Below are 24,409 nucleotides of genomic sequence, written 5' to 3'. Positions count from 1 at the left end.
AGAATGTTCAATAGAAGACAATTGCTTGGAGCTGGTGCCGCCGGTGCCGCACTCGTCTCCTCCCAGGCCTGGGGCCAGACGTCGAACATGGGTCTGCCGGAGGCGGCCGCGATGGACTCCGCCGCAACCCAGACGCCGATCCGTCCATCCGTGGGGCCAGACTACAACCCGGTCGTGACCCTGAACGGATGGACCCTGCCCTTCCGCATGAACAACGGCGTCAAGGAGTTCCACCTCGTCGCCGAGCCTGTCGAACGCGAGATGGCGGAAGGCATGACCGCATACCTCTGGGGCTATAACGGCCAGTCGCCAGGTCCGACCATCGAGGCGGTCGAGGGCGACCGGGTCCGCATCTTCGTGACCAACAAGCTGCCGGAGCACACCACGGTCCACTGGCATGGCATGCTCGTGCCATCGGGGATGGACGGTGTGGGCGGCCTTTCCCAACCCCATATTCCCGTCGGCAAGACCTTCGTCTACGAGTTCGACCTCGTGAAGTCCGGCACCTTCATGTACCACCCGCATTCGGACGAGATGGTCCAGATGGCGATGGGCATGATGGGTTTCTTCGTGGTCCATCCCAAGGACCCGAAGTTCATGCCGGTCGACCGCGACTTCGTTTTCCTGCTCAGCGCCTATGACATCGATCCCGGCACCTATGTGCCGCGCGTCATGGAGATGACCGACTTCAATCTCTGGACCTGGAACAGCCGCATCTTCCCGGGCATCGATCCGCTGGTCGTCTCGAAGAACGACAAGGTCCGCGTCCGCGTCGGTAACCTGACGATGACCAATCACCCGATCCACATGCACGGCTACGATTTCGAGGTGACCTGCACCGACGGCGGCTGGGTTCGGCCCGAGGCACGCTGGCCGGAGGTCAGCATCGACATTCCCGTCGGCGCGATGCGGGCCTACGAGTTCGACGCAAAGCATGTCGGCGACTGGGCGATCCATTGTCACAAGTCGCATCACACGATGAACGCGATGGGCCACGACATCCCGACGTTCATCGGCGTCGACAAGAAGGAAGTCACCAAAAAGATCAGGCAGATCCGTCCCGAATATATGCCGATGGGTACGGCCGGCATGGCGGATATGGGCGAGATGTCCATGGAAACACCGGAAAACACTGTTCCCATGATGACTGGATGGGGACCCCACGGCCCCATCGAGATGGGCGGCATGTTTTCCGTGGTGAAGGTCCGCGAGGGTATCTCGGCGGGCGATTACGCCGATCCGGGTTGGTACGAAAACCCGCCCGGCACCCAGGCCTGGGAGTGGACGGGAAGCCTCCCCGACGCGCCCAAGGCCAAAGACGCAAAGACACAGCCGCCGTCGAAACTTTCGAACCACGGCTGATCGGTAACTCCCAACAATCAAAGGACATGATCATGAAAACTGCAATTCTTGGCCTCATCCTCGCCACCCTCGCAACGCCGGTTCTGGCATCGGGCAGCCACGCGGGCGGCCACGGCGAAGCCATGGCCGTTGGCGAACCCGGCGACAAGTCGAAGGTCAGCCAGACCATCCGCGTCAGCATGAAAGAGACGCCCGACGGCAAGATGATCTTCACCCCGAACGACTTCAAGGTTCGCAAGGGTCAGACCATCCGCTTCACCATCAAGAACGAAGGCGAGCTCGACCACGAATTCGTCCTCGACCAGGAGGCGAAGGTGATGGAGCACAAGGCGGTCATGGAGAAATTTCCGGACATGGAACATGACGATCCGAACGCGATCCGCCTGAAGCCGGGCAAGTCCGGTGATATCGTCTGGAAATTCACCAACGATGGCGTCTTCAAGATCGCCTGCCTCGTTCCCGGCCACTACGACGCCGGAATGCACGGCGACGTCACTGTCGCCAACAAGTAGGTAAGAAGGAAGGAGTAAGAGCATGAAAACGGTTCTCAAACTTGCTGTCGTCGCAGCGCTCGGCCTGGCATCCGCCAGCGGTGCGTTCGCTCAGGAATTCACCAAGGGCACGGTCAAGAAGGTCGATGCCAAGGCCAAGAAGGTCACGCTCATCCACGAGGAGCTGAAGGGTCTCGAAATGCCCGCGATGACCATGGTCTTCAACGTGGCCGACGAGGGGATGCTCGGGAAGATGAAGGAAGGCGCGAACATCCAGTTCGTGGCGGAACGTGTCAACGGCAAGCTGACCGTCACCCAGGTGAAGTGACAACAACGGCCCCCGCTTCCCCGGAAGCGGGGGCCTACTCACCTACTCAAGAGACGGGTTGAAGGCACAAGGCCTTCCACAGGTCCTCTTTCCAGTCGCCCATCACTGGCGGGTCATGCAGCCTGTAAACTGTAGCGCCGACCAATACCGTTCGTGGCGCCTGACACCGGATACGCATGACATGGGTGCCGTTGTCCACGAAGATGGGTTCGCCGCCGGTCTTGTGCTCGGTCAGTCCAATTGCGACGTCGTAATCATACTCGATGTCTTCCGACGTCGCCGCCGACGTGATCGTAAGGCTCACTGTCCGGCTGTCGGGGAATTGCGCAATGTGAAACGGCTGACGTTCCTGAGCTTCTAGGCCCGACGCCTCAATGACGAATGCTGCCACAGCTAAGCAGAGACGGCCCATCGGCCCCTCCCAAGGCACGACACTTCAGTAGTTTAGCATCGATTGGACCGCTGGGACAGCGATTGTCAGGTGCTGCCACAACGGCTCATATCAAAAAGGGGAAGCGCAACGATCGCGGATCGTTATCTGCGCGAAGGAACCGGTCGATTGCGCTGATCCTCGGTTCCTGCCCGTTTCCCTGTTGACCAGCGGCAAAAGTGATCGATGCGACGATTTATGGGAGCCTTCACGCTTCTCACCCCTTTTCACCGGGGTTGGAAGCGCCTATATGACGACTGCCGGACTTCGGTCCGGCTATGGCAATAAACGGCCGGTGTAATAAACCTATTGGACCCGGGGGCGGTACCCGGCGCCTCCACCAAAAACCGGTCGGTCGCATGGAAACCTTGCGGACCGGCTTTTGATGGGGGCGAAATAGGATCGACAAGGGCTTAAAGATCGAACTTTTGCTCGGCATGATACCACCGTTATCGGGTCAAAAAGTGTAGTTGCAAACGACAACAACGCTAAGGGTTATGCTCTCGCTGCCTAATGGCGGTGCGGGAAATCCGAACTAAGTCCTTGGAGGTAGCACTTTAAGGCGGGGTCCGAAGGCACCTGGCAACAGAAGCCTTCACCTTCGCTCCCCAGTCGAATACTATGGAACTGACTCGGATGCTCGTCGGGGCTTCCCCGCGCCGGGCCGGCATGGCATAACGCGTCTGACTAAAAGACGAGAGAATGGAAAGACAGGACCGTATGGGGCAGGACCACATCCGTTACGATATTCTGGCGCAGGACGCGTTGCGCGGCGTCATCCGTAAGGTTTTGACCGAGGTTGCGGCCACGGGCCGTCTGCCGGGCGACCATCATTTCTTCATCACCTTCCTGACCGGCGCCCCGGGCGTGCGCATCTCGCAGCACCTCAAGGCGAAATATGCCGAACAGATGACCATCGTCGTCCAGCACCAGTTCTGGGACCTCAAGGTCTCCGATACCCAGTTCGAGATCGGCCTTTCCTTCTCCGACACCCCGGAACGCCTGGTCGTTCCCTTCAACGCCATTCGCGGTTTCTACGACCCTTCTGTGAATTTCGAGCTTGAATTCGAAGTGCCGCTCGCCGACGAGGACGAGAACACCACCGCTGAAATCACCGCCATCCCCGTAGACGCCATTTCCAAGTCCACCGACACCGAAGCCAAGCCTGGCGAAGAGAAGAAGCCCGGCTCGGTCATCTCGCTCGATTCCTTCCGCAAGAAGCAGTAAGCGCCGGGAGGCGCGTCAGCCATGAGCGCCGAAATCGTCAACCTTCGCCAGTTCCGCAAAGCCAAGGAACGGCTCGAAAAGGAAAAGGAGGCGGAGCAGAACCGCCTCACCTTCGGCCGTACCAAGGCCGACAAGTCCCTGACCAAGGCACGCAACGACAAGGCGGAGAAGGGACTCGACCAGGGCCGCCTGGAAAAGCCCGGCAAGGACGACTGACTTCCGTCCGGTGTATATTAAGGATCCGCTAACCAAGCTTCAGCCGATCGGCTTGACGCCGGAAGTACCACAGTCTGAATAAGCGAGCTTGTTCCGAAGGTCCGGAGAGTTTCGTGATCCGCAAACATTCCGCGACCCTTCACGGTCATCGCACCAGTTTTTCCCTCGAGGACGAGTTCTGGCTCGAGTTGAAGGCAATCGCTGCAAAACGCGATATCAGCCTGGCAACCCTGATCGCCGAGATCGACGATCAAAGGGATGCTGCCAGCAATCTCTCGTCGGCGCTGCGCGTCCATGTCCTGACGTGGCTCAAGTCGTCGTAGAATGAAACTGGCACCGCCGTTGGGGCAGCTACTGCTGCACCCCTGGCAGACTTGGCATATTGGAAATGCCGGGGGACGGAAAGTTCTGGCGGATCGCGCCGTCGGTCGGCGGTACGATCAGCTGCGGCGGCTGGCTGATCTGGCGCTGACGCACCTCTTCCGCGGCACGCGCCGCCGCCTCCACTCCCTGACGCTGGCGTTCCGCCTCGGCCGCCTGCTGCTGGCGGGCCCGCTCTTCGGCCGCCGCCTTGTCGCGGGCCGCCTGCCGCTCGATCGCCTGGAAATTATAGAGCGCCACCTCACGGCGAAGACGCTGCTTTTCGAGCACGCTCGCCTGCAGCGTCTCGACACGCCGCCGCTGCTGCTCGAAGGCCCGCTGCGACAGGAAATTCGTGATCGCCGCGATATCGATCCGCTTGGTGGGGGCGGCAAAGTCCCCGGAATATTCGAGCCGGATGGTCGGATCGCCGCCGGCCAGCGCTTCGTCGCCGGCATCGTAGGTGACTGCCAGATTTGCGCTCAGACTGTCATCCAGCAGATCGAAGCGCCCCTCGCCCGACAGCTTCGTGGCGCCGACGCCGGCTGCGACATTCTGCGCCCGCGCTTCGCCGGCCGTGATCGTCACGGGGATGGTCACGTTGCCGACCGCCGCACTTCCCTGATGCAGCAGGCCGGTTGCGATCGGCCGGACCCTCGCCTCCGTCACCTCGCCGGCAAGTTTGTCGACCCCGGCCATCAAGGGCTTCATCGCATCGGGATTGATGCCGGCGACGGTCAGGCCCTTCAGCCGCAACTCGGCCGACCCGCTCGTTGCACCGAGGAGCTCGGCCAAGGTCTTGCCGGTCGATTCGGCGGACATGTTGAAATCCAGTTTGCCGCTGGCGACCGGCTTGCCGCCGGCCTTCCAGACCAACGGCGCGAGATCGGCGTTTTCAGCCGAAACCCGGGCCTGCAGAAGCCCTGTTCCGTCACCGTTCGACATCAGCAGCCGGCCGGCGAGCCGCCCACCCTGCCAGTTGCCCGCACCGTTCTCGATGGTGATGCCGCCGCTGCGATGGGTGACCCTGGCTGCAAAATCACCGATGTTGCCGAGGACGCCGGCATCGAACCTCCGCGCCTTGACGTCGAGCGCGACATCCGCCCCGGAAAAGATCGGCCGGGCGAAGGGTTTTGAGGAAAACGCCCCGCTCTGCGGATCGCTGACCGGCCCGTAGATCGCCTCACCGAGCCAGGCGAGATCGAGGCTGTCGACGCTGAGCGAGCCGGTTGCCGGCATGCCCGGCGCCTTGCGGTCGACGGCGATGTCGCCGCTGATCGCATTGCCGTCCGCCGCACCCTTGAGGGCAGCGATCTTCACCGCTTCCGGCGTCATGCTGAAATCCGCGTCGAATGTCACCGGCATGCCGGTGCCGAACTGCGGCAGGCCGATGCCGTTCATCAGCAGATAGGGTTCCAGATCCACGCTTCTGAGCGTGACGTGACCGCGGCCCTCGCCAAAACCCTCGCTGCCGATCCGGATATCGCCGTTGATGTCCAGCGAGGTCTTTTCGGTCGTGAATGTCAGCGCAGCCTTTGCGGCGGCATCCGGGCCCTGGTGGACGTTGAGCAACAGTTCGCCCGCGCCATCCCCCTTGAAAGGCAGGGGATCGAGACCCGCCTGCCCCAGGAGAACCATCGGATCGGGATTGTCGAGCGACGCGACGAGCGTCATGTCGGTGCCGCCCGTCAGGTCGAAAAGGCCGGGAAGCTTCAGGTTGGCATTGACCGCGCTGCCGTTGGTCTTGCCCTTGAGGACGACCTCCATGCCATTCAGGTCACCGCCGACAGTCAGGCTGGCACCGAGATCCGTGTTGGCGAACCAGGTGCCGTTTGCCGCAAGCCGGGCGAGAGCCGGATGCGCAGGCAGCCGGTCGCGCAGCATGGCCAGGAAAGCCGTCGGATCGGCGGAACGGAAGGTGAGGCTGCCATTGCCCGAATAGGCCAGCAGCGAGCCTTCTACGCGACCTCGTGCCGAAACCGTGGCGCCTTCGACATTGCCGATCGTCAGGCGCTCCAGCGACAACGCGCCGCCGGCCAGGGTGAAGGCGGTGTCGACATTGTTGGCGGCGACCCCGAGGGCGGTGAACCGGTCGGCCTTCAACGTCGCGGCAACCCGATGGTCGAGCACGTCCTGGCCCGCATCGTCGCCGGTCATCAGCGAGGCGAGCGCCCGCATCGCATCGATATCGATCTCGTTGCCGGCAAGGCTCATCGAAAGATTGGGCGTCTGCCCCTGGGCGGACTGGCGCTCCACACGGCCCTTGAGCGTTGCCGGACCGACCGCCAGCTCGAGGTTGTCGAACCGCTGCAGGTCCGGCGTCAGGTTGACCTTTGCCGAAAAGCCGGCGGAGCGGAGCTGGCGCAGCTCGGGCGCCACCCGGCCCGAAAGCCAGTCGGAAAGCCCGGACGGCTGGCTGGAGGCGACCAGCATGTCACCGACGAAGGAGGTCCGGTCGCGAAGCACGAGGCTGCCCTTCGCCTCCAGCTGCGTGCGGCCCGGCAGGGTGGCGACCACGTTGTCCACCGTCCAGCCGCGCCCGGCAGGCCGTATGTCGAGCCTGATATCGCGTATGGTCGTGTCGTTGGCGACGATCGCCGGCAGCCTGAGGCTGGCGCGGCCGGGCACCTGCGGAATGGGGATCGATGCCGCCAGCCGGATGAAATTGTTGATGCGGCGCTGCGCCGAAGCGGCGGCATCGCGGCCGGTCTTTGCCCGCGCGCCCTCGCCCAGCCGATTGACGTCGATCTGCTGGCCGTCGGCTGTCAGCAGGAATTCAGGCTTCTCGCCGGTATCGAGCGTCGCTTCGCCGGTCACCACGTAAGGGTTGTCGGTCGCCCCGACTTCCAGCCGGTATTGCGGAACGCGAATGCGTTCGTTGGTGACCTCGAACCCGCCCTTGAGGCGTGGCCCAGGCGGCGGCGGCGTCACCGGCTCGGTCTCGTCTTCCTCCTGCAGGAAGTCGAGGGTGAAGTTGCCGTTATATGCAGGCTTGTCGTCGGCGACGGTAAGCTCGCCGTCGAGATTGACCTCGACGGGCTGCGCATCCGGCCAGAGCCTGAGGCGCAGCGGCATACGCTTGCCCTCGGCATCTGCCGTGCCGCTCGCCAGGTTGAACCGCGTCTCGTAACCGTCGAGCGCCGCATTGCCTTCGCCGCGCCAGGGACCGCGCAGAGAGCCGGCCGAAAAATCGCCCGCGAGGCCGGTGATCTGCCGCGACTGCCCGGACTGTTCGTCGATCAGGTTGATCTCGCCGCCGGTGATGTGCACGTCCTCGATGACCACCGTGCGGGCCGGGATCGCGGCACGGCTGCCGCGCATCCAGTCGAGCGAGCCGTCCTTCAACAGCCGGATTCGCGCCTTCGGTTCCTCGATGCGCATGTCGAAGATGCGCGCCTCGCCCGAGAGGAACGGCGCCAGCTCCATATCCATCGAAAACCGTGCCACCTGCACCAGCGGCTGACCATCCGTATCGGGGCCCACCCGCACGTCATGCAGGGTGACTGAGGGAAACGGCAGTATACGTGCATCGACGTCGCCGTGGACGGTCACCTTCTTGCCGAGGATGCGGCTTGCCTGTTCCTCGAAGCCGACGCGCAGGCTCGACCAGTCGACGAAGAACGGCGCGAGCAGCGCTGTGAACAGCGCCACTACTACCAATCCGCCGAATGCCAACAGGATGCGTCCGAGCACGGTATCCGTCTCCCTGATCTTGCTTAAGAGACTAGTTCCATTGGGTTCACAGGCAAGTCAAGCTTGCGGGAGCATCTCATTCGGCAATCCTGAAGATCTTGCCCGGATTGAAGATATTATCCGGATCGAGGCCCCGCTTGATGGTCCGCATCAGATCGACGGCACCGCCGAGTTCTTCCTCGAGGAACGACATCTTGCCTTGGCCGACGCCATGCTCGCCGGTACAGGTTCCGTCCATCGAAAGTGCCCGGTGGTTGAGACGGGCGATGAACGCTTCGACCTTGTCGACCGAGGCCGGGTCCTTGCCGTCGAAGAGCACCAGGACGTGGAAATTGCCGTCGCCCGCATGGCCGACGATCGGGGCCAGCAACCCCTTTTCGGCAATATCGGCCTGGGTTTCGGCGACGCATTCGGCAAGCCTCGAGATCGGCACGCAGACGTCGGTCGACAGGCCGTCGAGTTCCGGCGCTAGCGCCCGGCTCGCCCAGTAGGCATTGTGCCGCGCGTTCCAGAGCTTTGCCCGCTCCTCGGCATTGGCGGTCCATAGAAATTCGTCGCCGCCGCATTCCGTGGCGATCTCGGCAAACTGCGCCGATTGCAGCGCCACCGTTTCCTCGGTGCCGTGGAATTCCAGGAAGAGCGTCGGCTTTTCCGGATAGGAGAGTTTTGAATAGGCATTGCAGGCGCGCATCTGCACGTCGTCCAGCAATTCGATGCGGGCGACCGGGATGCCCATCTGGATGGTCATGATCACGGCGTCACAGGCGGCCTTAACGCTCGGGAAGGCGCAGACGCCGCCGCCGATCTTTTCCGGAATGCCCTGCAGCCTCAACGTCACTGAGGTGATGACGCCGAGCGTGCCTTCCGAACCGACGAAGAGGCGGGTCAGATCGTAGCCGGCCGAGGATTTCCGGGCCCGTTGCGCGGTGCGGATTTCCTCGCCGTTGGCGGTGACGACGGTCAGCGACAGGACATTGTCCTTCATCGTGCCGTAACGCACGGCATTGGTGCCGGAGGCGCGGGTGGCAGTCATGCCGCCAACCGAGGCGTTGGCGCCGGGATCGATCGGGAAGAACAGGCCTGTGTCGCGAAGCTCGCGGTTCAGCTCCTCGCGGGTAATGCCGGGCTCCACGGTTACGTCGAGATCGGCCGGGCTGACCCGAAGCACCTTGTTCATGCGGCTGAAATCGATCGAGATGCCGCCGGAGGGCGCATTCACCTGGCCTTCGAGCGAGGAGCCGATGCCGAATGGCACCACCGGCACGCGATGCTCGGCGCAGGCCTTGACCACGGCTTTGACGTCATCGGCGCTTTCGACGAAGACGACGCCATCCGGCAATTGCGCCGGCAGATAGGTCGTCGTGTGGGCATGCTGCTCGCGAAACGACTGGCCGGTCTGAAACCGCTCACCGAAGGATTGCTTGAGGATGCCGAGGACCGTCGAGATGCCCTCCTCGTTGCGAAGGCCTGCCTTCACATCCTTGATCGCCATGATCACTCTCCTCTTGTCTTTTCAAGGGATTGGTTAGGCGACGGGTCGGGTTTTGTCCAGCCGGAACAGCGGCGGACCGATCACGCGGAGTCGGGCCTTGGCGATTTCGGATTTTTGTGTCGGACGGGGCGCTGAAAGCTGCCCCCGACGAACTCGACATGAGGATGACGGACGCGGAACCTAGCCCGCTATGGCTACGCTCAGCCTCTGCTGTACCTGATCGACATTGCCGCGGACATAGACGGCCGTCGGCTTGCCGCCGGCGCTGGCAAGCGCGAGAGCGACGATGGTGACTTCCTCTTCGAAGGTCGTGACGTAAAGCACCTGGGCGGGATTGATGTATACGGACTGGTTATGGGTATTCTTGAAGCCGATCAACGCCATACGTCTCTCCTTCTGCTGCGTGGCAACATTGCCATGCCATGCACAAGATTGCCGCAAGTTTAACAGGCGCCGGTCATGGACGTCATGGGCACAAGAACCCTCGAAAGCGACCACCGCAGCGAGATGTCCATCATGAGCCTCCCGCGTCGGTAAGTCCTTCAGCTCCATCCCGGCAGGGGTTACAGGAGCCCGACGCGAATCGCCGAAGTAGTCGTTGACCGAGGTGGAGGCGGCAGCTCCTTGATTCCGGTACACGGGCAGATCTTTTTCCCTCGGCGCCAAATAGTTCACCTGCAAGTCACCGATCGATGCGCTAGATCAGGTCCTGCCCTTATCAAGTTTCAGGAGATCAGCGATGGCGACAATTGCAATCATCGGCGCGGGTGCGATGGGGAGCGGCGTCGGCCGGCAGTTGGCGGACGGCGGCGCCAAGGTATTGACCTATCTGGACGGCCGCTCGCCCGAGAGCCACGACCGGGCCAGAGCCGCCGGAATGGAGCCCGCCCCGCTCGAAGACATCGTCGGGGCGGAGATCGTTCTGTCGATCGTCCCGCCCGGCGAGGCGATCGGCGTCGCGGAACGTCTGTCGGCGGCGATCGGAGAGCGCCCGAGCCCGGTGACATTCATCGATTGCAATGCGATCTCGCCCGACACGATGCGTCAAGTTGCAGCCGTCTTCAGGCTCGGCCAGGCGAACGTACTGGACGGCTCGATCATCGGCCTGCCGCCGCAACCGGGAAAAGCCGGGCCAAAACTCTATATCAGTGGGGACGGGGCGGACCGAAGTGCCGTTCTCGCCGCGCACGGGCTTCACGTCCGCCGGATCGAGGGCGCCATCGGCGCTGCCTCGGCGCTGAAGATGTGTTATGCGGGCATCAACAAGGGCGTCACCGGCCTCGGCACCGCCATGCTTCTCGCCGCCATCGGATCGGGTGCCGACCAGAGCCTCAGGCGGGAGATGGCCGAAAGCAACCCCGACCTCGATCGGAAACTCTCGGGCGCCATTCCGGACATGTATGCGAAAGCCTATCGCTGGGTGGCGGAGATGGAGGAAATCGCCGCATTCCTCGGTGAGGACGATCCGGCCTCGCTGATCTTCAAGGGAATGGCGGGCGTGTTTCAGAAGATGGCCGACGACCGGGCCGGCGGCAGCGCGCTTGCCGGCCAGCTCAACGACCTGCTCGGCCGGTAGGTCGTCGAAAATCTGGACGCTATCCTGTCTGTCCCCGGATCGGGTCCGAGGACAGCGGCTATGGAAGGGACAGGTCTTCTCTCCGCCCGTCACTCGGCGGCGAGCAGCTGTTCCTCTTTTTCCTTCTCGTTATCCTGCTTCTCCTGCCCGCCGCGCGAGGCATGCGCCAGTTCCTCATGGAACCGCGCTTCCTCGTGCATATGCGGCTTGGCGAAGCCGGCGATCAGAAGGTAGGCGACCGGGGTGATGAACAGCGTCACGATGACCGCAAAGCCGAGACCGCCGACGATGACCCAGCCGAGCGCGATACGAGCTTCCGCACCGGCGCCCTGGGCCAGCAGCAGCGGTACGCCGCCGATGACGGTGGCGATCATCGTCATCATCACCGGGCGCAGACGCATGGCGCAGGCGGTTTCGATCGCCTCGCGCACACTGGTGCCGCGGTCCCGCAGCTGATTGGCGAATTCGACGATCAGGATGCCGTTCTTCGCCATGACGCCGACCAGCAGCACGAGACCGATCTGGCTATAGACGTTGAGGCTCGACCCGGTCAGCACCAGCGCGATGGCGGCGCAGGCAAGACCGAGCGGCACGGTCGACATGATGATGATCGACGACAGCACGCTTTCGAACTGCGCCGCCAGCACCAGGAAGATGATCACGATCGCAAAACCGAAGGTCATCAGCATGGCGTTGGAGTTTTCGCCGAGCGTCTTTGCCTCCGCCATTGGGACCAGGCGGACGCCCGCCGGCAGGAACGGCTGGGCGATCGCGGAGACTTCCCTGACCGCGTCGCCGAGCGCCACGCCATCGCGCAGGTTGGACGAGATGGACACCGAGGCGAGCTGTTCCTCGCGGTTGAGCTGCGGCGCCACCGCGCCTTCCTTCAAGGTCGCGATCGTCGACATCGGCACGATCTTGCCGTCGCCGGTCTTGAGGAAGATGTTCTCGAGATCGGTCGGGTCGTCGATCGGTCTCGTGGTCGAGGTGAGCTTAACGGGCAGCGCATCGCCGTTGACGAAGACGTCGACGACCGAGCGGCCTTCGAGCAGCGACTGCATGGCGGTCGACAGGCCGGTGATGTCGATGCCGAGGTCGGAGGCCCGCTCGCGGTCGATCGCGACCGAAAGCTGCGCCTGGGTCGGCTCGTTGGTGAGACGCGGCGTATCGAAGAACCGGGCGCCTTCGCTTTCCATATGCGACACGAGCTTCAGTGCCGTCGAGGTCAGGACTTCGTAGTCGTTGCCGACCAGGGCCATCTGCAGGCCGTTGCCGGCGCCGCGGATCTTCAGGCTGTTCGCCTGCATGGTGAAGCCGCGCAGGGCCGGAACCCTCAGCGCCGCCGCGTTGACGTCCGCGGCGATCTGGTCCTGCGTGCGGTCGCGCTCGCCCCAAGGCGCCAGCGTCAGAACCATGAAGCCGCTATTGGTGTTGCTGCCGAAACCCGAGATCGAGAAGACATTGGTGATCTCGCCGGAATCGCGCAGCGACTTCAGGTTCTCTTCGACGCGCTGCATCTGGTCGCGGGTATAATCGAGGCTGACGCCCTGCGGCGTCGTCAGGCGCAGCATGATCGTGGCGCGGTCTTCGCGCGGCGTCAGCTCGCTCTTGACCAGGCCGAAGACATTGTAGGCGGCAATCGAGAAGACCACCGACACGACGATGACGACCAGCGGCGCATTGAGGCAGAACCGCAGCGAAGACGCATAGACCCTGGCGAACCCGTTGCCGAAGGCGCCGAGGAGACCGTGGTCCTCCTTCATCGGCTTGGTCAGCATGCGCGAGGCGAGCATCGGGCAGAGCGTCAGGGCGGTGACCGACGACAGCGCCACCGAGAAGGCGAGCACGAAGCCGAATTCCTTGAACAGGCCGCCGATCTGGCCGGGCAGGAAGGACAGCGGAATGAAGACGGCGGCAAGCGTCGCCGTGGTCGCGATGACGGCGAAGAACACTTCCTGGGTGCCGAGCACGGCGGCGGCGCGCGGACCCATGCCTTCTGCTCGGCGCCGGACGATGTTTTCGAGCACGACGATCGCGTCGTCGACGACGAGACCGGTCGCGAGCACGATCGCCAGCAGGGTCAGGATGTTGATCGAGAAACCGACGAGGTAGATCGCCACCAGCGTGCCGATCAGCGCCACCGGCATGGTGATCGCTGGAATCAGCGTGGCGCGCCAGTCGCGCAGGAAGAGGTAGATGACCACGACGACGACCGCGGCCGACAGCATCAATGCGATCTCGACTTCGTGCAGCGCGCCCTGAATGAAGATCGCGTCGTCGCCGGTGATGGCGATGCGGGCGCCTTCCGGCAGCGCCTTCTGCATCTCCGCGACAGCCGCCTTGACGCCTTCGGAAATGTTGAGCGTGTTCGACTGCGCCTGGCGGATGATGCCGAGACCGACGCCCTGCACGCCGTTGGCACGCAGCACGGTCGTGCCGTCATCCGGGCCGAGTGCCACGGTCGCCACGTCGCGGACGCGGACATTCGGGCCGATCAGAACGTTTTCGAAATCCTGCGGCGTGGTGAGGTTGGCGGTGGCGCGAACGACGATATCCTGGGTCGTGCTCTTCAGCGAGCCGGCCGGAACGTCGAGCGCCGCGCTCGACAGCGCATTGGAAACGTCGGCAACAGTCAGGCCGCGGCCGGCCAGGGCGGACTGGTTGACATCGACGCGAAACACCTTGTCCTGATCGCCGTAAAGTTCGACGTCCGCGACACCTTCGACGGCGGCAAGCCGGTCAACCACCTCGTTGTTGACGAGCTGGGTGAGGTCTTCCATCGACATGTTCGACGACGTGACCGCAAGGCGCATGATGGCGTCGGAATCGGCGTCCGCCTTGACGATGCGTGGTTCGTCGGCATCGTCCGGCAGCTGGTTGACGACACGGCCGACCGCATCGCGCACGTCGTTTGCCGCTTCCGACAGATCGACGCTGTCGGAAAACTCCATCGTCACCCGGCTGGAGCCGAACTGCGACTGCGAGGACAGAGCCTTGAGGCCGGAGACGCGCGCGACGGCGCCCTCGATGACCTGGGTGACTTCCTGGTCCATCGTCTGCGGCGAGGCGCCGTCGTAATTGGTGCGCACCGTGATGACCGGCTGGTCGACGTCGGGAAGTTCGCGCACCTCGACGCCGGCGAGAGCCGCAAGACCCGCAACGACCAGCAGCGTGTTCAGAACCGCGGCAAGGATCGGCCGGCGGACGAAGAGGGCGGTAAAGCTCTGCGCGGATTTCTCCGCCTCGGCCTTCCCCTCGTCGTCATGGCCAACGCCTGGGAGTTCGATCTTCATTGGCGCGCTACCTCAGCCGTTTCCGGCGCGCCGAGGATCCGGACCGGCGCCCCTTCCCTCACACGCTGCAGGCCTTCGGTCACGATCCTGTCGCCCTCTTTGAGCTCGCCGCCCACGAGGACCGCATCGGGGTTGCGCTGGACGACGCGCACCCGGGTCTTGACGGACTTGTTGTCCCTGACCTGCCAGACATACGAACCTTCGCCGTCCCACTGGATGGCCAGCGGATCGACCGCCGGATATCTTTCGCCGGCAAAGCGCATGCCGACGTTGAAGGCCATGCCGGCGCGCAGCACGTCGCCAGGATTTTCCACCCGGGCGCGGATGCGCATCGTGCGGCTTGCCGGATCGATGCGGTTGTCGATCGCCTCGACCTTGCCGGAAAAGACCTGGCCCGGACGGGCGATCGAGCTCGCCTCGACCGGCTGGCCCGGCTCGATCGCAACCGCGAAACGCTCCGGCGCCCAGAAATCGACCAGAATGGCCGTACGGTCGTCGATCGTCACGATATTGGTCTGGGTGGTGACGTTGTCGCCGATATTGACCGCGACGATGCCGGCAATGCCGTCGATCGGGGCGGCGATATCGCGGCGCTTGAGATTGAGTTCGGCGGTGGAGAGTGCGAGTTTTGCGGCCTGTTCGGCGATCTGCGCATCGAAAACGTCGAGGCGCGAGAACGACTGCAGGTTCTTGTAGGAAGCGGATTTTTCCTGGGCGCTGGCCAGCGCCACCCGCGCCTTGTCGCGCTCGATCGTCTGCTCTTCGTCGTCGAGGCGGGCCAGAACCTGGCCCTTGGTGACCTTTTGGCCCGACGTCACCATGATCTCGTTGATGGTACCGGAAGCCTGCGGCATGACGACGACCGACTGGATGGCCTGACCGCTGCCGATCGCCGAGAGACGGTCGTTGACGGTGCCGATGGCGACCGGCTGGGCGACGACGAGCGTCGCGCGGTTGCCGCCCTGGGCACCACCCTGCCCGCCTGCCCCGCGCTGCCCATTCTGCGCAGCGCCCTGAGCTCCGCCCTCGCCTTGCGGACGCGCCGCTGCATTGCCGTTGGCACCACCCGCTGGAGCGGGTGCGGGCTGGGCTGCGGTTCTCGGAATGACGGCGGCGATCACTTCACCGGGAATGCCCATCTTTGTCAGGGTTCCGCCGGCGCTCGGCACCAGGTAGACCCACAGGCCGAGCGCTCCGGCCAGGACTACGATACAGAGCAGAAGCTGTTTCCAAATCCGCATTCAATTCTCCGATGGCGGCACCAGGAGGCCATTATTGCTCGGGAGTATCCTTTTTTGCGGGTGCTCACGCAATGGGTGTTCGGCAACCTTACAAAAATGTAACCTCACGGAATTTCACGGATATGTTAGGCCGGAGGCATACATATACTCCTAAAATCGCCGCTTTCGCAGTGGGCAACCGGCGGCCTCTTCACAATTTGGCCTTGCCTTGTGTGAACAGTCGGAATGAAAGCAGAACATTTTCTGGTCTTTCAGGTCCGAATCACTACATTGGCCGCATGACGAACAGTTTCGACGACATTCCGTTCTTCGACGAAGAACCTGAGCAGGCGCAGCGCAAGGGCCCGGCCCCCGCCTTGGCGCAGCCGGCCGGAAACGGCGGCCTCGGCATCGCCGCGCGCGCCATGGCGGCCCGCGACCAGCACCGGGCGCCCGACTATCTCGCAGGCCTCAACCCGGAACAGCGCGAAGCGGTCGAGACGCTCGACGGCCCTGTCCTCGTGCTCGCGGGCGCGGGCACGGGAAAGACGCGGGTGCTGACCACCCGCATCGCCCACATCCTCGCGACCGGCAGGGCCTTCCCTTCGCAGATCCTCGCCGTCACCTTCACCAACAAGGCAGCGCGCGAGATGAAGGAACGCGTCGGCGTTCTGGTCGGCGGCGCGGTCGAGGGCATGCCCTGGATGGGCACTTTCCACTCGATCGGCGTAAAACTGCTGCGCCGCCATGCGGAACTCGCCGGCCTGCGCTCCGACTTCACCATTCTCGACACCGACGACGTGGTGCGGCTGATCAAGCAGCTCATCCAGGCGGAGGGGCTGGATGACAAACGCTGGCCGGCAAAACAGTTCGCCGGCATGATCGACACCTGGAAGAACAAGGGCCTGACGCCGCCGGACATTGCCGAAGGCGACGCCCGTGCGTTTGCCAACGGAAAGGGCCGCGAGCTTTATGCAGCCTACCAGGCGCGGCTTCGCACGCTGAACGCCTGCGATTTCGGCGATCTGCTGCTGCACCCGATCGCGATCCTCCGCAAGAACCCGGATCTTCTGAAGGAATATCACGGCAAGTTCCGCTACATCCTCGTCGACGAGTACCAGGACACCAACACGGCCCAATACATGTGGCTGCGGCTGCTTGCGCAGCGGCCGAAGGACGTTCCCCAGAACGTCTGCTGCGTCGGCGACGACGACCAGTCGATCTATGGCTGGCGCGGCGCCGAAGTCGACAACATCCTGCGCTTCGAGAAGGATTTTCCGGGCGCCAAGGTGATCAAGCTCGAGCGCAACTACCGCTCCACCGAACACATCCTGGGTGCCGCCGGCCATCTGATCGCCCATAACGAGGGCCGCCTCGGCAAGACCCTGTTCACCGACCGCTCCAACCCCGACGACGAGAAGGTGGTGGTGCATGCCGCCTGGGATTCGGAAGAGGAAGCCCGCGCCGTCGGCGAGGAGATCGAGAACCTCCAGCGCGGCAAGCACAAGCTCAACGACATGGCGATCCTGGTGCGCGCCTCGTTCCAGATGCGCGAGTTCGAAGACCGGTTCGTGACACTAGGCCTCAACTACCGCGTCATCGGCGGCCCGCGCTTCTACGAGCGGCTCGAGATCCGCGACGCCATGGCCTATTTCCGCATGGTCTGCCAGCCCTCCGACGACCTTGCCTTCGAGCGGATCATCAACACCCCAAAGCGCGGCCTCGGCGACACGACCGTGCGCTACCTGCACGACTATGCCCGCGCCCGCGACATCCCCATGCTGCAGGCGGCGGCCGACCTCATCGAGACCGACGAGATGAAGCCGAAGGCGCGCAAGGCGCTGTTCGACGTGGTGACCGACTTCCGCCGCTGGCAGGGTCTGCTGGAAAACATGCATCACAAGACGCTGGCCGAGCAGATCCTCGACGAGAGCGGCTATACCGCCATGTGGCAGAACGACAAATCGGCCGAAGCGCCGGGACGGCTGGAAAACCTCAAGGAACTCGTGCGTTCCATGGAAGCCTTCGAGAGCATGCGCGGCTTCCTCGAACACGTCTCGCTGGTCATGGATGCGGAGAACAACGAAAACCTCGATGCCGTCTCGATCATGACGCTGCATTCGGCCAAAGGCCTGGAATTCGACACCGTCTTCCTGCCCGGCTGGGAGGAAGGCCTGTTTCCGCATCAGCGGGCGCTCGACGAGGGCGGCCGCTCGGGGCTGGAAGAAGAACGCCGCCTCGCCTATGTCGGTCTGACGCGCGCCAAACACCGCTGCCATATCTGGTTCGTCTCGAACCGCCGCATTCACGGCCTATGGCAATCGACCATGCCGTCGCGCTTCCTCGACGAACTGCCGGCAGCCCATGTGGATGTCGCGGCCTCCGACAGCAATTACGGCGGTTATGGCGGCCGCGGCGGTTACGGCCAGTCGCGTTTCGACAAGGCCGAACCCTTCGCCAACAATTATTCCACACCCGGCTGGAAACGCGCCCAGGCCAACAAGACCGACGCCACCCGCGACAACTGGGGCACCCGCTCCGGCCACGCCGTGGAACGCATCGGCTACGGCGAAAGCGGCCCGCGCACCCGCACGATCGACGGCGAACTGGTGGCCAAATCGGTCGCCGACAAGCCCTCGCAATTTTCGGTCGGCGACCGGGTGTTTCACGTCAAGTTCGGCAACGGCAACATCTCGGCGATCGAGGGGAATAAGCTGACGATCGAGTTTGATCGGGCCGGAGAGAAGCGGGTGCTGGATGGGTTTGTGGAGCGGGTGTGAGCTTGGATGCTGCTGTAGGGCCTGACGACCAGATTGAAATCCTGCTGCTGACTGGACCTGCGGGCGTCGGCAAATCCACTCTTTCCTGGGAGATCTCTGCTCGCCTCGCCGAGGCCGGTATTGCGCATGCGACGATCGAAAGCGACGAACTGGACCGGATATTCCCGCGCCCTTCGCGCCAGGATCTGGAGCGGCTGTCTCCCGGCACGATCGATGTCAGTGCCCTCACCCTCAAGGCGATATGGTCAACTTACAAGGAGCTGGGGAGCAAGCGCCTGATCCTGTCAGGCGTGATGATGCACCTGGATTTCGACAGAAGGTGGATCACGTCGGCGATACCCGGCGCCAGGTTCACTGTCGTTCGCCTGATGGCTACAGAAGAGAACATTGCCAGCAGATTGGCCCGGCGAGAAACTGAAGGAAGCATGGAGGATCAACTCGGACGTTCTCTCCGGCAGATGAACCGCATAGCGACCGAAACGGGCAAGGATATTCTTTACATAAATACCGACGGACGCACCACTTCCGAGATCACAGACGAGGTTTTAGCCAGGATAGACTGGCTAAAACCACAAAACAGGACTGAAATCCTCTAGACCTGCTTGGCTACCAGAACAGCCACATGTTCCCGCAACGTCGCCTCCCTCACCTCACCGCATACGCGCCAGGCTTAGGATTTGGCGGAATCCTGCGAGAAACCGAGCGACCGATACGCCTCTTCCCATTGTCCGGCGGACAGTCAACCTTGTCAGCCTCCCTGTCTCCCGCTACCTCAAGCACCGGAGCTTTGGAATTTTAAGGGAGGAATTCATGAAAGCCATCGTCACAGCCCCTGGCGGGCTCGATGCCCTGAAGCTTGTCGATCTGCCGGACCCTGGCAAACCGGGCCGGGGCGAGATCCGGGTGGCGCTGCATGCGAGCTCGATCAATTTTCATGACCTGAGCGTCGCAAGCGGCAGGACGCCGACCGATGGGCGGGTTCTGATGGCGGATGGCGCCGGCGTGGTCGAGGAGGTCGGCGAAGGGGTGATCGAGTTTAAGCCGGGCGACCATGTGGTCTCCTGCTTCTTTCCGGACTGGCAGGATGGTCCGCCGCTACCGGGCGGTTTTTCGCGCACGCCGGGCGACGGGATCGACGGGTTCGCGACGGAATATGCGGTGCGGCCGGTGAGCGCCTTCACGCTCGCTCCAACAGGGTTCAGCCATGTGGAAGCGGCAACGATCACCACGGCCGGCCTGACCGCCTGGCGGGCGCTGGCCGAGCTTGGGCGACTGAAGGCCGGCGAGACTGTGCTGGCGCTTGGCACGGGCGGCGTGTCGATCTATGCGCTGCAGATCGCCAAAGCCATGGGCGCGCGGGTGGCAATCACCTCCTCCTCCAACGACAAGCTGGAGCGGGCCAGAAAGCTCGGCGCCGAGTTTACGGTCAACTACAAGGACCATGCCGACTGGGGCAAGCAGGTCTTCGACTGGACCGGGGGCCGCGGTGTCGATCACGTGGTGGAGGTCGGCGGTCCGGCGACGCTCGGCCAGTCCATCCAGGCGGTGAAGATGGGCGGCCATATCGCCATGATCGGCGTCTTGACCGGCCCGCGCGGCGAGGTGCCGACCGCGGCGTTGATGGGCAAGCAGGCGGTTCTGTCGGGCATTCTGGTCGGCAGTCGCCGCCAGCAGCAGGATTTCGTCCGGGCGCTCGATACGGGGCTGGTCAGGCCGGTGATCGACAGGGTGTTTCCGCTCGAAGAACTTGCCGACGCGTTTCGCTACGAGATGAGCGGCAGCCATTTCGGCAAGATCGGCATCGATTGGTGACACGCCAAGGGCAGAGGTTTTCCTTGCGGAGAACCCCTGCCCCGGTTACCTCGAAAACCAGACCCGGCCATCAGGGAGCAGCCCCCATGTTTCTCACCAATCAGGATGTCATCGAACTCACCGCCTGGCGGCGCAAGCTGCATTCCATGCCGGAGATTTCCAGCGACGAGATCGCGACGGCCGCGGAGGTGCAAGCGTTCCTCGCCGATACGGCACCCGACCGGGTTGTGACAGGCCTTGGGGGCACCGGCGTCGCGGTCGTCTACGACAGTGGGCTTCCCGGCCCGACCGTCCTGTTCCGCGCCGAGCTGGATGCGCTGCCGATCGAGGAAGTCGGCTCGCCGGACCATCGCTCGAAAATCCCCGGCAAGGGCCATATGTGCGGGCATGACGGCCATATGACCATGCTCGCGGCGCTTGGGCGGCAGTTCGGCCGCGAAAGGCCGAAGCGCGGCCGCGTCATCCTGCTTTTTCAGCCGGCGGAAGAGACTGGCGCCGGCGCCGCCGCGGTCGTCGCCGACGAGAGGTTCAAGGAACTGGTGCCGGATTACAGTTTTTCGCTGCACAACATGCCGGGCCTGCCGCTCGGCCATGCCTGGCTGAAGGACGGGATCGTCAACTGCGCCTCGCGCGGCCTGCGGATCTCGCTGACCGGGCGTACGGCGCATGCCTCCATGCCGGAGACGGGCATCTCGCCGGCACCGGCGGTCGCAACGCTGATGCCGGCGCTGACCGCTCTCAGCCAGGGCTCGATCGCAACCGGCGACATGGTGCTGGCAACGGTGACGCATGCCGCGATCGGCGAGCCGGCATTCGGCATCGCCCCCGGCCATGCCGAAGTCTGGGTGACGCTGCGCACGATGACCGACAGCCAGATGGAAGCGCTGACGACCAGGGCCGAGGACCTGGTCCGCGAGATCGCAGCAGCTGGCGGCCTCCAATGCAAGATGGATTATCACGACATCTTCGGTCATTGCGAAAATCATGCGGAAGCCGCCGGGATGCTGCGGGCGGCGATGGATGCCGAAGGCGTTCCCCACGATGTCGGTGAAGCGATGCGCGGCTCGGAGGATTTCGGCCGGTTCGCGACGCTCTCGAAATCGGCAATGTTCTTCCTCGGCGCCGGCGAAGACATGCCGAACCTGCACAATCCGAACTACGATTTTCCCGACGACCTGATCCCGATCGGCACGAAGATCTTCATGCGCGTGGCGAGGGATATTCTCGGCTGAAATTGGGTCGGAGGAAACGGCGCCCGATCAGGCGTCGTTATTGCTGAACAGGTTGGCGATGAAACCGCCACCGGTGCCGCGGCCGGGGCGCTTGCCGTCCCACTTGGGCACGATCACCATATGGGTGATGTCGCCGCGCTGGAAGGCTTTCAGGAACGCGTTGTAATCGGCAAACGCGACGCAGCCGTGCGAGTCGCCGCGCACCCGGAGCAGGAAGCTGTGGGCAAGCAGGCCGGTGCGGCCCTGCGGCGCCTTGCCGTCGACCGGCGTCAGGCGGATCGCGGCGACGCCGTGGAACAGCTTTTCGCGCATCGACAGCTTGTAGGTGCCGGGCGGCGTCGGGCCACGCATCGTCACATGCGTGTATTTCGGGTTGTCGCGCATTTTGCCGATGCCGGAATGCGCCTCGAGCTTGGAGCCGTTCGGCATATAGACCATGCCGCCGGAAATATCGTAGACGGCCACTTTCGTGCCGATGCCGGGCCAGGCCGGCGCCGACTGCGACGGCCGGGTCGGCTCCTCGCGCATCGGATTGTCGGGCTTGGCAAAGGCGAGCGCGGTCGGCTTGTCGTCGCCGTCATCCGACTTGGCGGGCTTTTGCGGCGCGACAGCGGCGATGGCCGCAAGGGCTGCCGGCTTGGCGGGTTTGTCGGCGGCGGAACCCGGACGGATCACCGGCAGCGGACCGGCCTTCGGCAGATCATAAGAAGGCACTGCGGGAACGGTCGCCTCGACCGCCGCGACCTCGCTCTCGTCGGCACCGTCTTCTTCCAGGGCAGTTTCTTCGAGCGCGGCCATCTCGACCGGCTTCATGTCCTTGAGCCCGGCAACGGTGGTGACCGTCTCGGCATCCTGAATCATATCCGGCAAGGTGCCGCTCGCCGAGCGGGGCGCCACGACCACGAGGCTTTCCATCGCAGGGCCGAGCACCGCGCGTATGGCATTGGCGTCCGGACGGGCTTTTTCGAGCGCGGCGAACCGCTGTTCGTGTTCCTGATGCCGGGCGGCCTTGGCCATCGCCACGGTCAGCACCCGGCTGACGTTCGAAAGATCCGGCTTGCGGGCCTCAAGGGCGGCCACATCGGCGCCAGCAAGGCGATTACCCTTAGGCTCGGCAGGCGCGCTGCCCGGAAGGCGGGAGAATTTCGAAACGTCGATCTCGCGTTCACGCGTTGCGACAGCGGGAACGGCAAGAGCGATCGGTTTTGCCAACGCCGTCTCGAACTTCACATCGGAAGCCGACTTCACCGCGGTCGCCATGGTAACCATCGACGCACCCATCAGGGCAGCGACCGTCAGGCCGAAACCGACCGTGACATTGACCAGGAGAGAGCGGGACTTTTTGCGGCGCTGCGGAACTTTGCCTGCCTGCCTGCCATTTACCGACGTCTGGACCGAACGCGCCATCACTCGTTACCCGAACCGTTACTCACACCGGCGGGCATCGCTTCCGCGAGACCACCAACACAACCCTGGCGAGCGCTGAGCAAACGAAGGTTTTGCTCACTGCCGCCTATCGACTGCATGTGAGGATGAACGATTATGGTAACCAATGTCTTTACGCCGCCCCGATTTGGTTTCGGTGGTGCACATAAAAGCGCATGCCGTCGGAAGTTTAACCGAATTGCGGCAACGGGGTGTCCGCCCCGTGCCCAATTGAGGCTAGTCAAGCCAACGACCGTTGCTGTTTAGCCACAAAATCCAAGTCTTTCAAGGCTTGTCAGAATTTTTATACCATTTCCTTCTCAGCGCGCCGCCGGCCCTCGGACACATATTCCGACAGCAACGCCTTGACGACGTCCATGACCGCCCGCAGCCGAGGTGTATACCGAAGCCTTTCAGAGTGGTCGGACAGGTCTCTGCAGCAGGCGAAATCTTGGGGTAAAAACAGTAGATCAAGTCCTTGTGGCCGGTCGCCACAAACTCGAGAACAGTCCAATCCTGAGCTCGCTGTGAATGCTCGACAGCGTTGTAGAGGCTGAGTTCCGCCGCACCACGATGCCCCTCACGGGGGAGTTTTTCCGCACCCCAAAACAGCCGGATGGCCCTTGATCCTGGATGGGTGGAGATCGACAGAACAGCGCTGACTGCTGCGTTGCAAAACATATCGGCCTTGATCCTGCCGCCCGCCCTTGGCATCCTCCGGAAATCCAGGATTCGGAGGAAGACCGATGAAAGCGCTGCTCCTGATCGACATCCAGAACGGTTTTTGCCCGGGCGGCAACCTGCCCGTGGCGCACGGCGACGAGATCGTGCCGGTCGCAAACCAGTTGATCGAAGGCGGCGGTTACGATGTCATCGTCGCCTCGCAGGACTGGCACCCGGAAAACCACGGCAGCTTTGCCTCCCGGCATCCGGGCAAGAAGCCGTTCGACATGGGCGAGCTGTCCGGCCAGCCGCAGGTCATGTGGCCGGATCATTGCGTGCAGGGCACGCCGGATGCGGAGTTCCACCCGGACCTTAACGTCGAGGCCATCGACTATATCCAGCAGAAGGGCGAGAACCCCGCGGTCGACAGCTACTCCGCATTCCGCGACAACGACCAGGCCGCAACGACCGGCCTTGCCGGCTATCTCAGAGCCCAGCAGGTGACCGAACTCGATCTCTGCGGGCTCGCGACCGATTATTGCGTGAAATTTTCCGCTCTCGACGCCGTGGAAATGCTGCCGGGCGTAAAGGTGCGTTTCATCGAGGACGCCAGCCGTGGCATCGATCCGGAAGGTGTGAAGAGCGCCATCGCCGAGATGAAAGCAAAAGGCGTCGGCATCGTTTCGAGCAAGGACATTCTTGCCGACTGATCGCCGGCACAGGGACCGCCGGAGCTCCATAGTTCAGCAGAATCGATCGTTCCATCAACCCAATTGAATTGCGCGAGGTCCGGCAGGGCTCTAAAGCCG

19 protein-coding genes and 1 other RNA gene are annotated in these 24,409 nt (G+C 63.4%); 13 read left to right on the top strand and 7 right to left on the bottom strand.

Annotation, left to right across the window (positions count from 1 at the left end):
* The first annotated feature begins 3 nt into the window (after nucleotides 1-3).
* From C5J26_RS05470 to C5J26_RS05460, 3 genes are read left to right on the top strand one after another with little or no spacing between them, the layout of a single operon-like run.
* Entirely contained in the window at nucleotides 4-1,362 is a 1,359-nt protein-coding gene (locus tag C5J26_RS05470) for a multicopper oxidase family protein (RefSeq protein ID WP_105400812.1), read from the top strand.
* Nucleotides 1,363-1,394: 32 nt separating this feature from the next.
* Nucleotides 1,395-1,874 carry a plastocyanin/azurin family copper-binding protein gene (locus tag C5J26_RS05465; protein ID WP_105400977.1) on the top strand — a complete coding sequence of 160 codons (480 nt, stop codon included), beginning with the start codon at nucleotides 1,395-1,397 and terminating at the stop codon, nucleotides 1,872-1,874.
* A gap of 22 nt (nucleotides 1,875-1,896) precedes the next feature.
* Entirely contained in the window at nucleotides 1,897-2,181 is a 285-nt protein-coding gene (locus tag C5J26_RS05460) for a copper-binding protein (RefSeq protein ID WP_105400811.1), read from the top strand.
* Between the two features lie 46 nt (nucleotides 2,182-2,227).
* Here the strand turns inward: C5J26_RS05460 and C5J26_RS05455 are convergent, their stop codons facing one another.
* Nucleotides 2,228-2,593, bottom strand: coding sequence for a hypothetical protein (locus C5J26_RS05455; protein ID WP_105400810.1), 366 nt, complete (start codon nucleotides 2,591-2,593; stop codon nucleotides 2,228-2,230).
* A 238-nt stretch (nucleotides 2,594-2,831) separates the two neighbouring features.
* On the opposite strand from C5J26_RS05455, the gene ssrA reads away from it, so the two are divergent.
* The 4 genes from ssrA (at nucleotide 2,832) to C5J26_RS05435 (ending at nucleotide 4,377) form a co-directional block, all read left to right on the top strand.
* Nucleotides 2,832-3,211, top strand: a transfer-messenger RNA (tmRNA) gene (ssrA, locus tag C5J26_RS05450).
* A gap of 120 nt (nucleotides 3,212-3,331) precedes the next feature.
* Nucleotides 3,332-3,838: an SspB family protein gene (locus C5J26_RS05445; RefSeq protein WP_105400809.1), complete on the top strand. Its 507-nt coding sequence runs from the start codon at nucleotides 3,332-3,334 to the stop codon at nucleotides 3,836-3,838.
* A gap of 21 nt (nucleotides 3,839-3,859) precedes the next feature.
* Nucleotides 3,860-4,054 carry a DUF4169 family protein gene (locus tag C5J26_RS05440; protein WP_046667612.1) on the top strand — a complete coding sequence of 65 codons (195 nt, stop codon included), beginning with the start codon at nucleotides 3,860-3,862 and terminating at the stop codon, nucleotides 4,052-4,054.
* Nucleotides 4,055-4,167: 113 nt separating this feature from the next.
* Complete coding sequence (locus C5J26_RS05435) at nucleotides 4,168-4,377, top strand: ribbon-helix-helix domain-containing protein (RefSeq protein ID WP_046626051.1); 210 nt, start codon at nucleotides 4,168-4,170, stop codon at nucleotides 4,375-4,377.
* A 28-nt stretch (nucleotides 4,378-4,405) separates the two neighbouring features.
* Here the strand turns inward: C5J26_RS05435 and C5J26_RS05430 are convergent, their stop codons facing one another.
* The 3 genes from C5J26_RS05430 to C5J26_RS05420 form a co-directional block, all read right to left on the bottom strand.
* Nucleotides 4,406-8,107, bottom strand: a complete 3,702-nt coding sequence (locus C5J26_RS05430; protein WP_105400808.1) for an AsmA family protein — start codon at nucleotides 8,105-8,107, stop codon at nucleotides 4,406-4,408.
* 76 nt (nucleotides 8,108-8,183) lie between these two features.
* Nucleotides 8,184-9,599, bottom strand: coding sequence for an FAD-binding oxidoreductase (locus C5J26_RS05425; RefSeq protein ID WP_105400807.1), 1,416 nt, complete (start codon nucleotides 9,597-9,599; stop codon nucleotides 8,184-8,186).
* Between the two features lie 180 nt (nucleotides 9,600-9,779).
* Complete coding sequence (locus C5J26_RS05420) at nucleotides 9,780-9,983, bottom strand: hypothetical protein (RefSeq protein ID WP_105400806.1); 204 nt, start codon at nucleotides 9,981-9,983, stop codon at nucleotides 9,780-9,782.
* A 355-nt stretch (nucleotides 9,984-10,338) separates the two neighbouring features.
* On the opposite strand from C5J26_RS05420, the gene C5J26_RS05415 reads away from it, so the two are divergent.
* On the top strand, nucleotides 10,339-11,175 hold the full coding sequence (locus C5J26_RS05415; RefSeq protein WP_105400805.1) for an NAD(P)-dependent oxidoreductase: 837 nt from the start codon (nucleotides 10,339-10,341) through the stop codon (nucleotides 11,173-11,175).
* Between the two features lie 89 nt (nucleotides 11,176-11,264).
* Here C5J26_RS05415 and C5J26_RS05410 read toward each other — a convergent pair whose 3' ends face one another.
* Both C5J26_RS05410 and C5J26_RS05405 read right to left on the bottom strand, forming a co-directional pair.
* On the bottom strand, nucleotides 11,265-14,468 hold the full coding sequence (locus C5J26_RS05410; protein ID WP_105400804.1) for an efflux RND transporter permease subunit: 3,204 nt from the start codon (nucleotides 14,466-14,468) through the stop codon (nucleotides 11,265-11,267).
* Nucleotides 14,465-15,709: an efflux RND transporter periplasmic adaptor subunit gene (locus C5J26_RS05405; RefSeq protein WP_105400803.1), complete on the bottom strand. Its 1,245-nt coding sequence runs from the start codon at nucleotides 15,707-15,709 to the stop codon at nucleotides 14,465-14,467. The genes C5J26_RS05410 and C5J26_RS05405 overlap by 4 nt, the downstream gene beginning before the upstream one ends.
* 278 nt (nucleotides 15,710-15,987) lie before the next feature.
* Here C5J26_RS05405 and C5J26_RS05400 point away from each other — a divergent pair, with 278 nt between their 5' ends.
* The 4 genes from C5J26_RS05400 to C5J26_RS05385 all read left to right on the top strand — a co-directional run bounded on the left by C5J26_RS05400 (nucleotide 15,988) and on the right by C5J26_RS05385 (nucleotide 21,512).
* Nucleotides 15,988-18,468, top strand: a complete 2,481-nt coding sequence (locus tag C5J26_RS05400; protein WP_105400802.1) for an ATP-dependent helicase — start codon at nucleotides 15,988-15,990, stop codon at nucleotides 18,466-18,468.
* Between the two features lie 2 nt (nucleotides 18,469-18,470).
* A complete protein-coding gene (locus tag C5J26_RS05395; protein WP_172745755.1) occupies nucleotides 18,471-19,064 on the top strand; it encodes an AAA family ATPase in 594 nt (197 codons plus the stop codon).
* A gap of 214 nt (nucleotides 19,065-19,278) precedes the next feature.
* The gene (locus tag C5J26_RS05390; protein ID WP_105400800.1) at nucleotides 19,279-20,280 is read left to right on the top strand and encodes an NAD(P)-dependent alcohol dehydrogenase; all 1,002 of its coding nucleotides are present in this window, start codon (nucleotides 19,279-19,281) and stop codon (nucleotides 20,278-20,280) included.
* Between the two features lie 86 nt (nucleotides 20,281-20,366).
* Nucleotides 20,367-21,512 carry an amidohydrolase gene (locus C5J26_RS05385; RefSeq protein ID WP_105400799.1) on the top strand — a complete coding sequence of 382 codons (1,146 nt, stop codon included), beginning with the start codon at nucleotides 20,367-20,369 and terminating at the stop codon, nucleotides 21,510-21,512.
* Between the two features lie 27 nt (nucleotides 21,513-21,539).
* Here C5J26_RS05385 and C5J26_RS05380 read toward each other — a convergent pair whose 3' ends face one another.
* Nucleotides 21,540-22,919 (bottom strand): DUF2778 domain-containing protein, encoded by a 1,380-nt coding sequence (locus tag C5J26_RS05380; protein ID WP_245441082.1) that lies wholly within the window; start codon nucleotides 22,917-22,919, stop codon nucleotides 21,540-21,542.
* A 764-nt stretch (nucleotides 22,920-23,683) separates the two neighbouring features.
* Between C5J26_RS05380 and pncA the strand changes: the two genes are divergently transcribed.
* On the top strand, nucleotides 23,684-24,310 hold the full coding sequence (gene pncA, locus C5J26_RS05375) for a bifunctional nicotinamidase/pyrazinamidase (protein ID WP_105400798.1): 627 nt from the start codon (nucleotides 23,684-23,686) through the stop codon (nucleotides 24,308-24,310).
* Nucleotides 24,311-24,409: the final 99 nt, after the last annotated feature.

The sequence above is a fragment of the Neorhizobium sp. T7_12 genome, assembly GCF_002968535.1.
GTDB lineage: Bacteria > Pseudomonadota > Alphaproteobacteria > Rhizobiales > Rhizobiaceae > Neorhizobium > Neorhizobium tomejilense.
The sequence above is the reverse complement of the archived record's forward strand: the minus strand, read 5'-3'. Positions and strand labels throughout refer to the sequence as shown.

What these genes read in the sequence shown, in the direction of transcription:
- C5J26_RS05470 (WP_105400812.1), top strand. Translation starts at nt 4, where the DNA reads ATGTTCAATAGAAGACAATTGCTTGGAGCTGGTGCCGCCGGTGCCGCA.
- C5J26_RS05465 (WP_105400977.1), top strand. Translation starts at nt 1,395, where the DNA reads ATGAAAACTGCAATTCTTGGCCTCATCCTCGCCACCCTCGCAACGCCG.
- C5J26_RS05460 (WP_105400811.1), top strand. Translation starts at nt 1,897, where the DNA reads ATGAAAACGGTTCTCAAACTTGCTGTCGTCGCAGCGCTCGGCCTGGCA.
- C5J26_RS05455 (WP_105400810.1), bottom strand. Translation starts at nt 2,593, where the DNA reads ATGGGCCGTCTCTGCTTAGCTGTGGCAGCATTCGTCATTGAGGCGTCG.
- C5J26_RS05445 (WP_105400809.1), top strand. Translation starts at nt 3,332, where the DNA reads ATGGGGCAGGACCACATCCGTTACGATATTCTGGCGCAGGACGCGTTG.
- C5J26_RS05440 (WP_046667612.1), top strand. Translation starts at nt 3,860, where the DNA reads ATGAGCGCCGAAATCGTCAACCTTCGCCAGTTCCGCAAAGCCAAGGAA.
- C5J26_RS05425 (WP_105400807.1), bottom strand. Translation starts at nt 9,599, where the DNA reads ATGGCGATCAAGGATGTGAAGGCAGGCCTTCGCAACGAGGAGGGCATC.
- C5J26_RS05420 (WP_105400806.1), bottom strand. Translation starts at nt 9,983, where the DNA reads ATGGCGTTGATCGGCTTCAAGAATACCCATAACCAGTCCGTATACATC.
- C5J26_RS05415 (WP_105400805.1), top strand. Translation starts at nt 10,339, where the DNA reads ATGGCGACAATTGCAATCATCGGCGCGGGTGCGATGGGGAGCGGCGTC.
- C5J26_RS05410 (WP_105400804.1), bottom strand. Translation starts at nt 14,468, where the DNA reads ATGAAGATCGAACTCCCAGGCGTTGGCCATGACGACGAGGGGAAGGCC.
- C5J26_RS05405 (WP_105400803.1), bottom strand. Translation starts at nt 15,709, where the DNA reads ATGCGGATTTGGAAACAGCTTCTGCTCTGTATCGTAGTCCTGGCCGGA.
- C5J26_RS05400 (WP_105400802.1), top strand. Translation starts at nt 15,988, where the DNA reads ATGACGAACAGTTTCGACGACATTCCGTTCTTCGACGAAGAACCTGAG.
- C5J26_RS05390 (WP_105400800.1), top strand. Translation starts at nt 19,279, where the DNA reads ATGAAAGCCATCGTCACAGCCCCTGGCGGGCTCGATGCCCTGAAGCTT.
- C5J26_RS05385 (WP_105400799.1), top strand. Translation starts at nt 20,367, where the DNA reads ATGTTTCTCACCAATCAGGATGTCATCGAACTCACCGCCTGGCGGCGC.
- C5J26_RS05380 (WP_245441082.1), bottom strand. Translation starts at nt 22,919, where the DNA reads ATGGCGCGTTCGGTCCAGACGTCGGTAAATGGCAGGCAGGCAGGCAAA.
- pncA (WP_105400798.1), top strand. Translation starts at nt 23,684, where the DNA reads ATGAAAGCGCTGCTCCTGATCGACATCCAGAACGGTTTTTGCCCGGGC.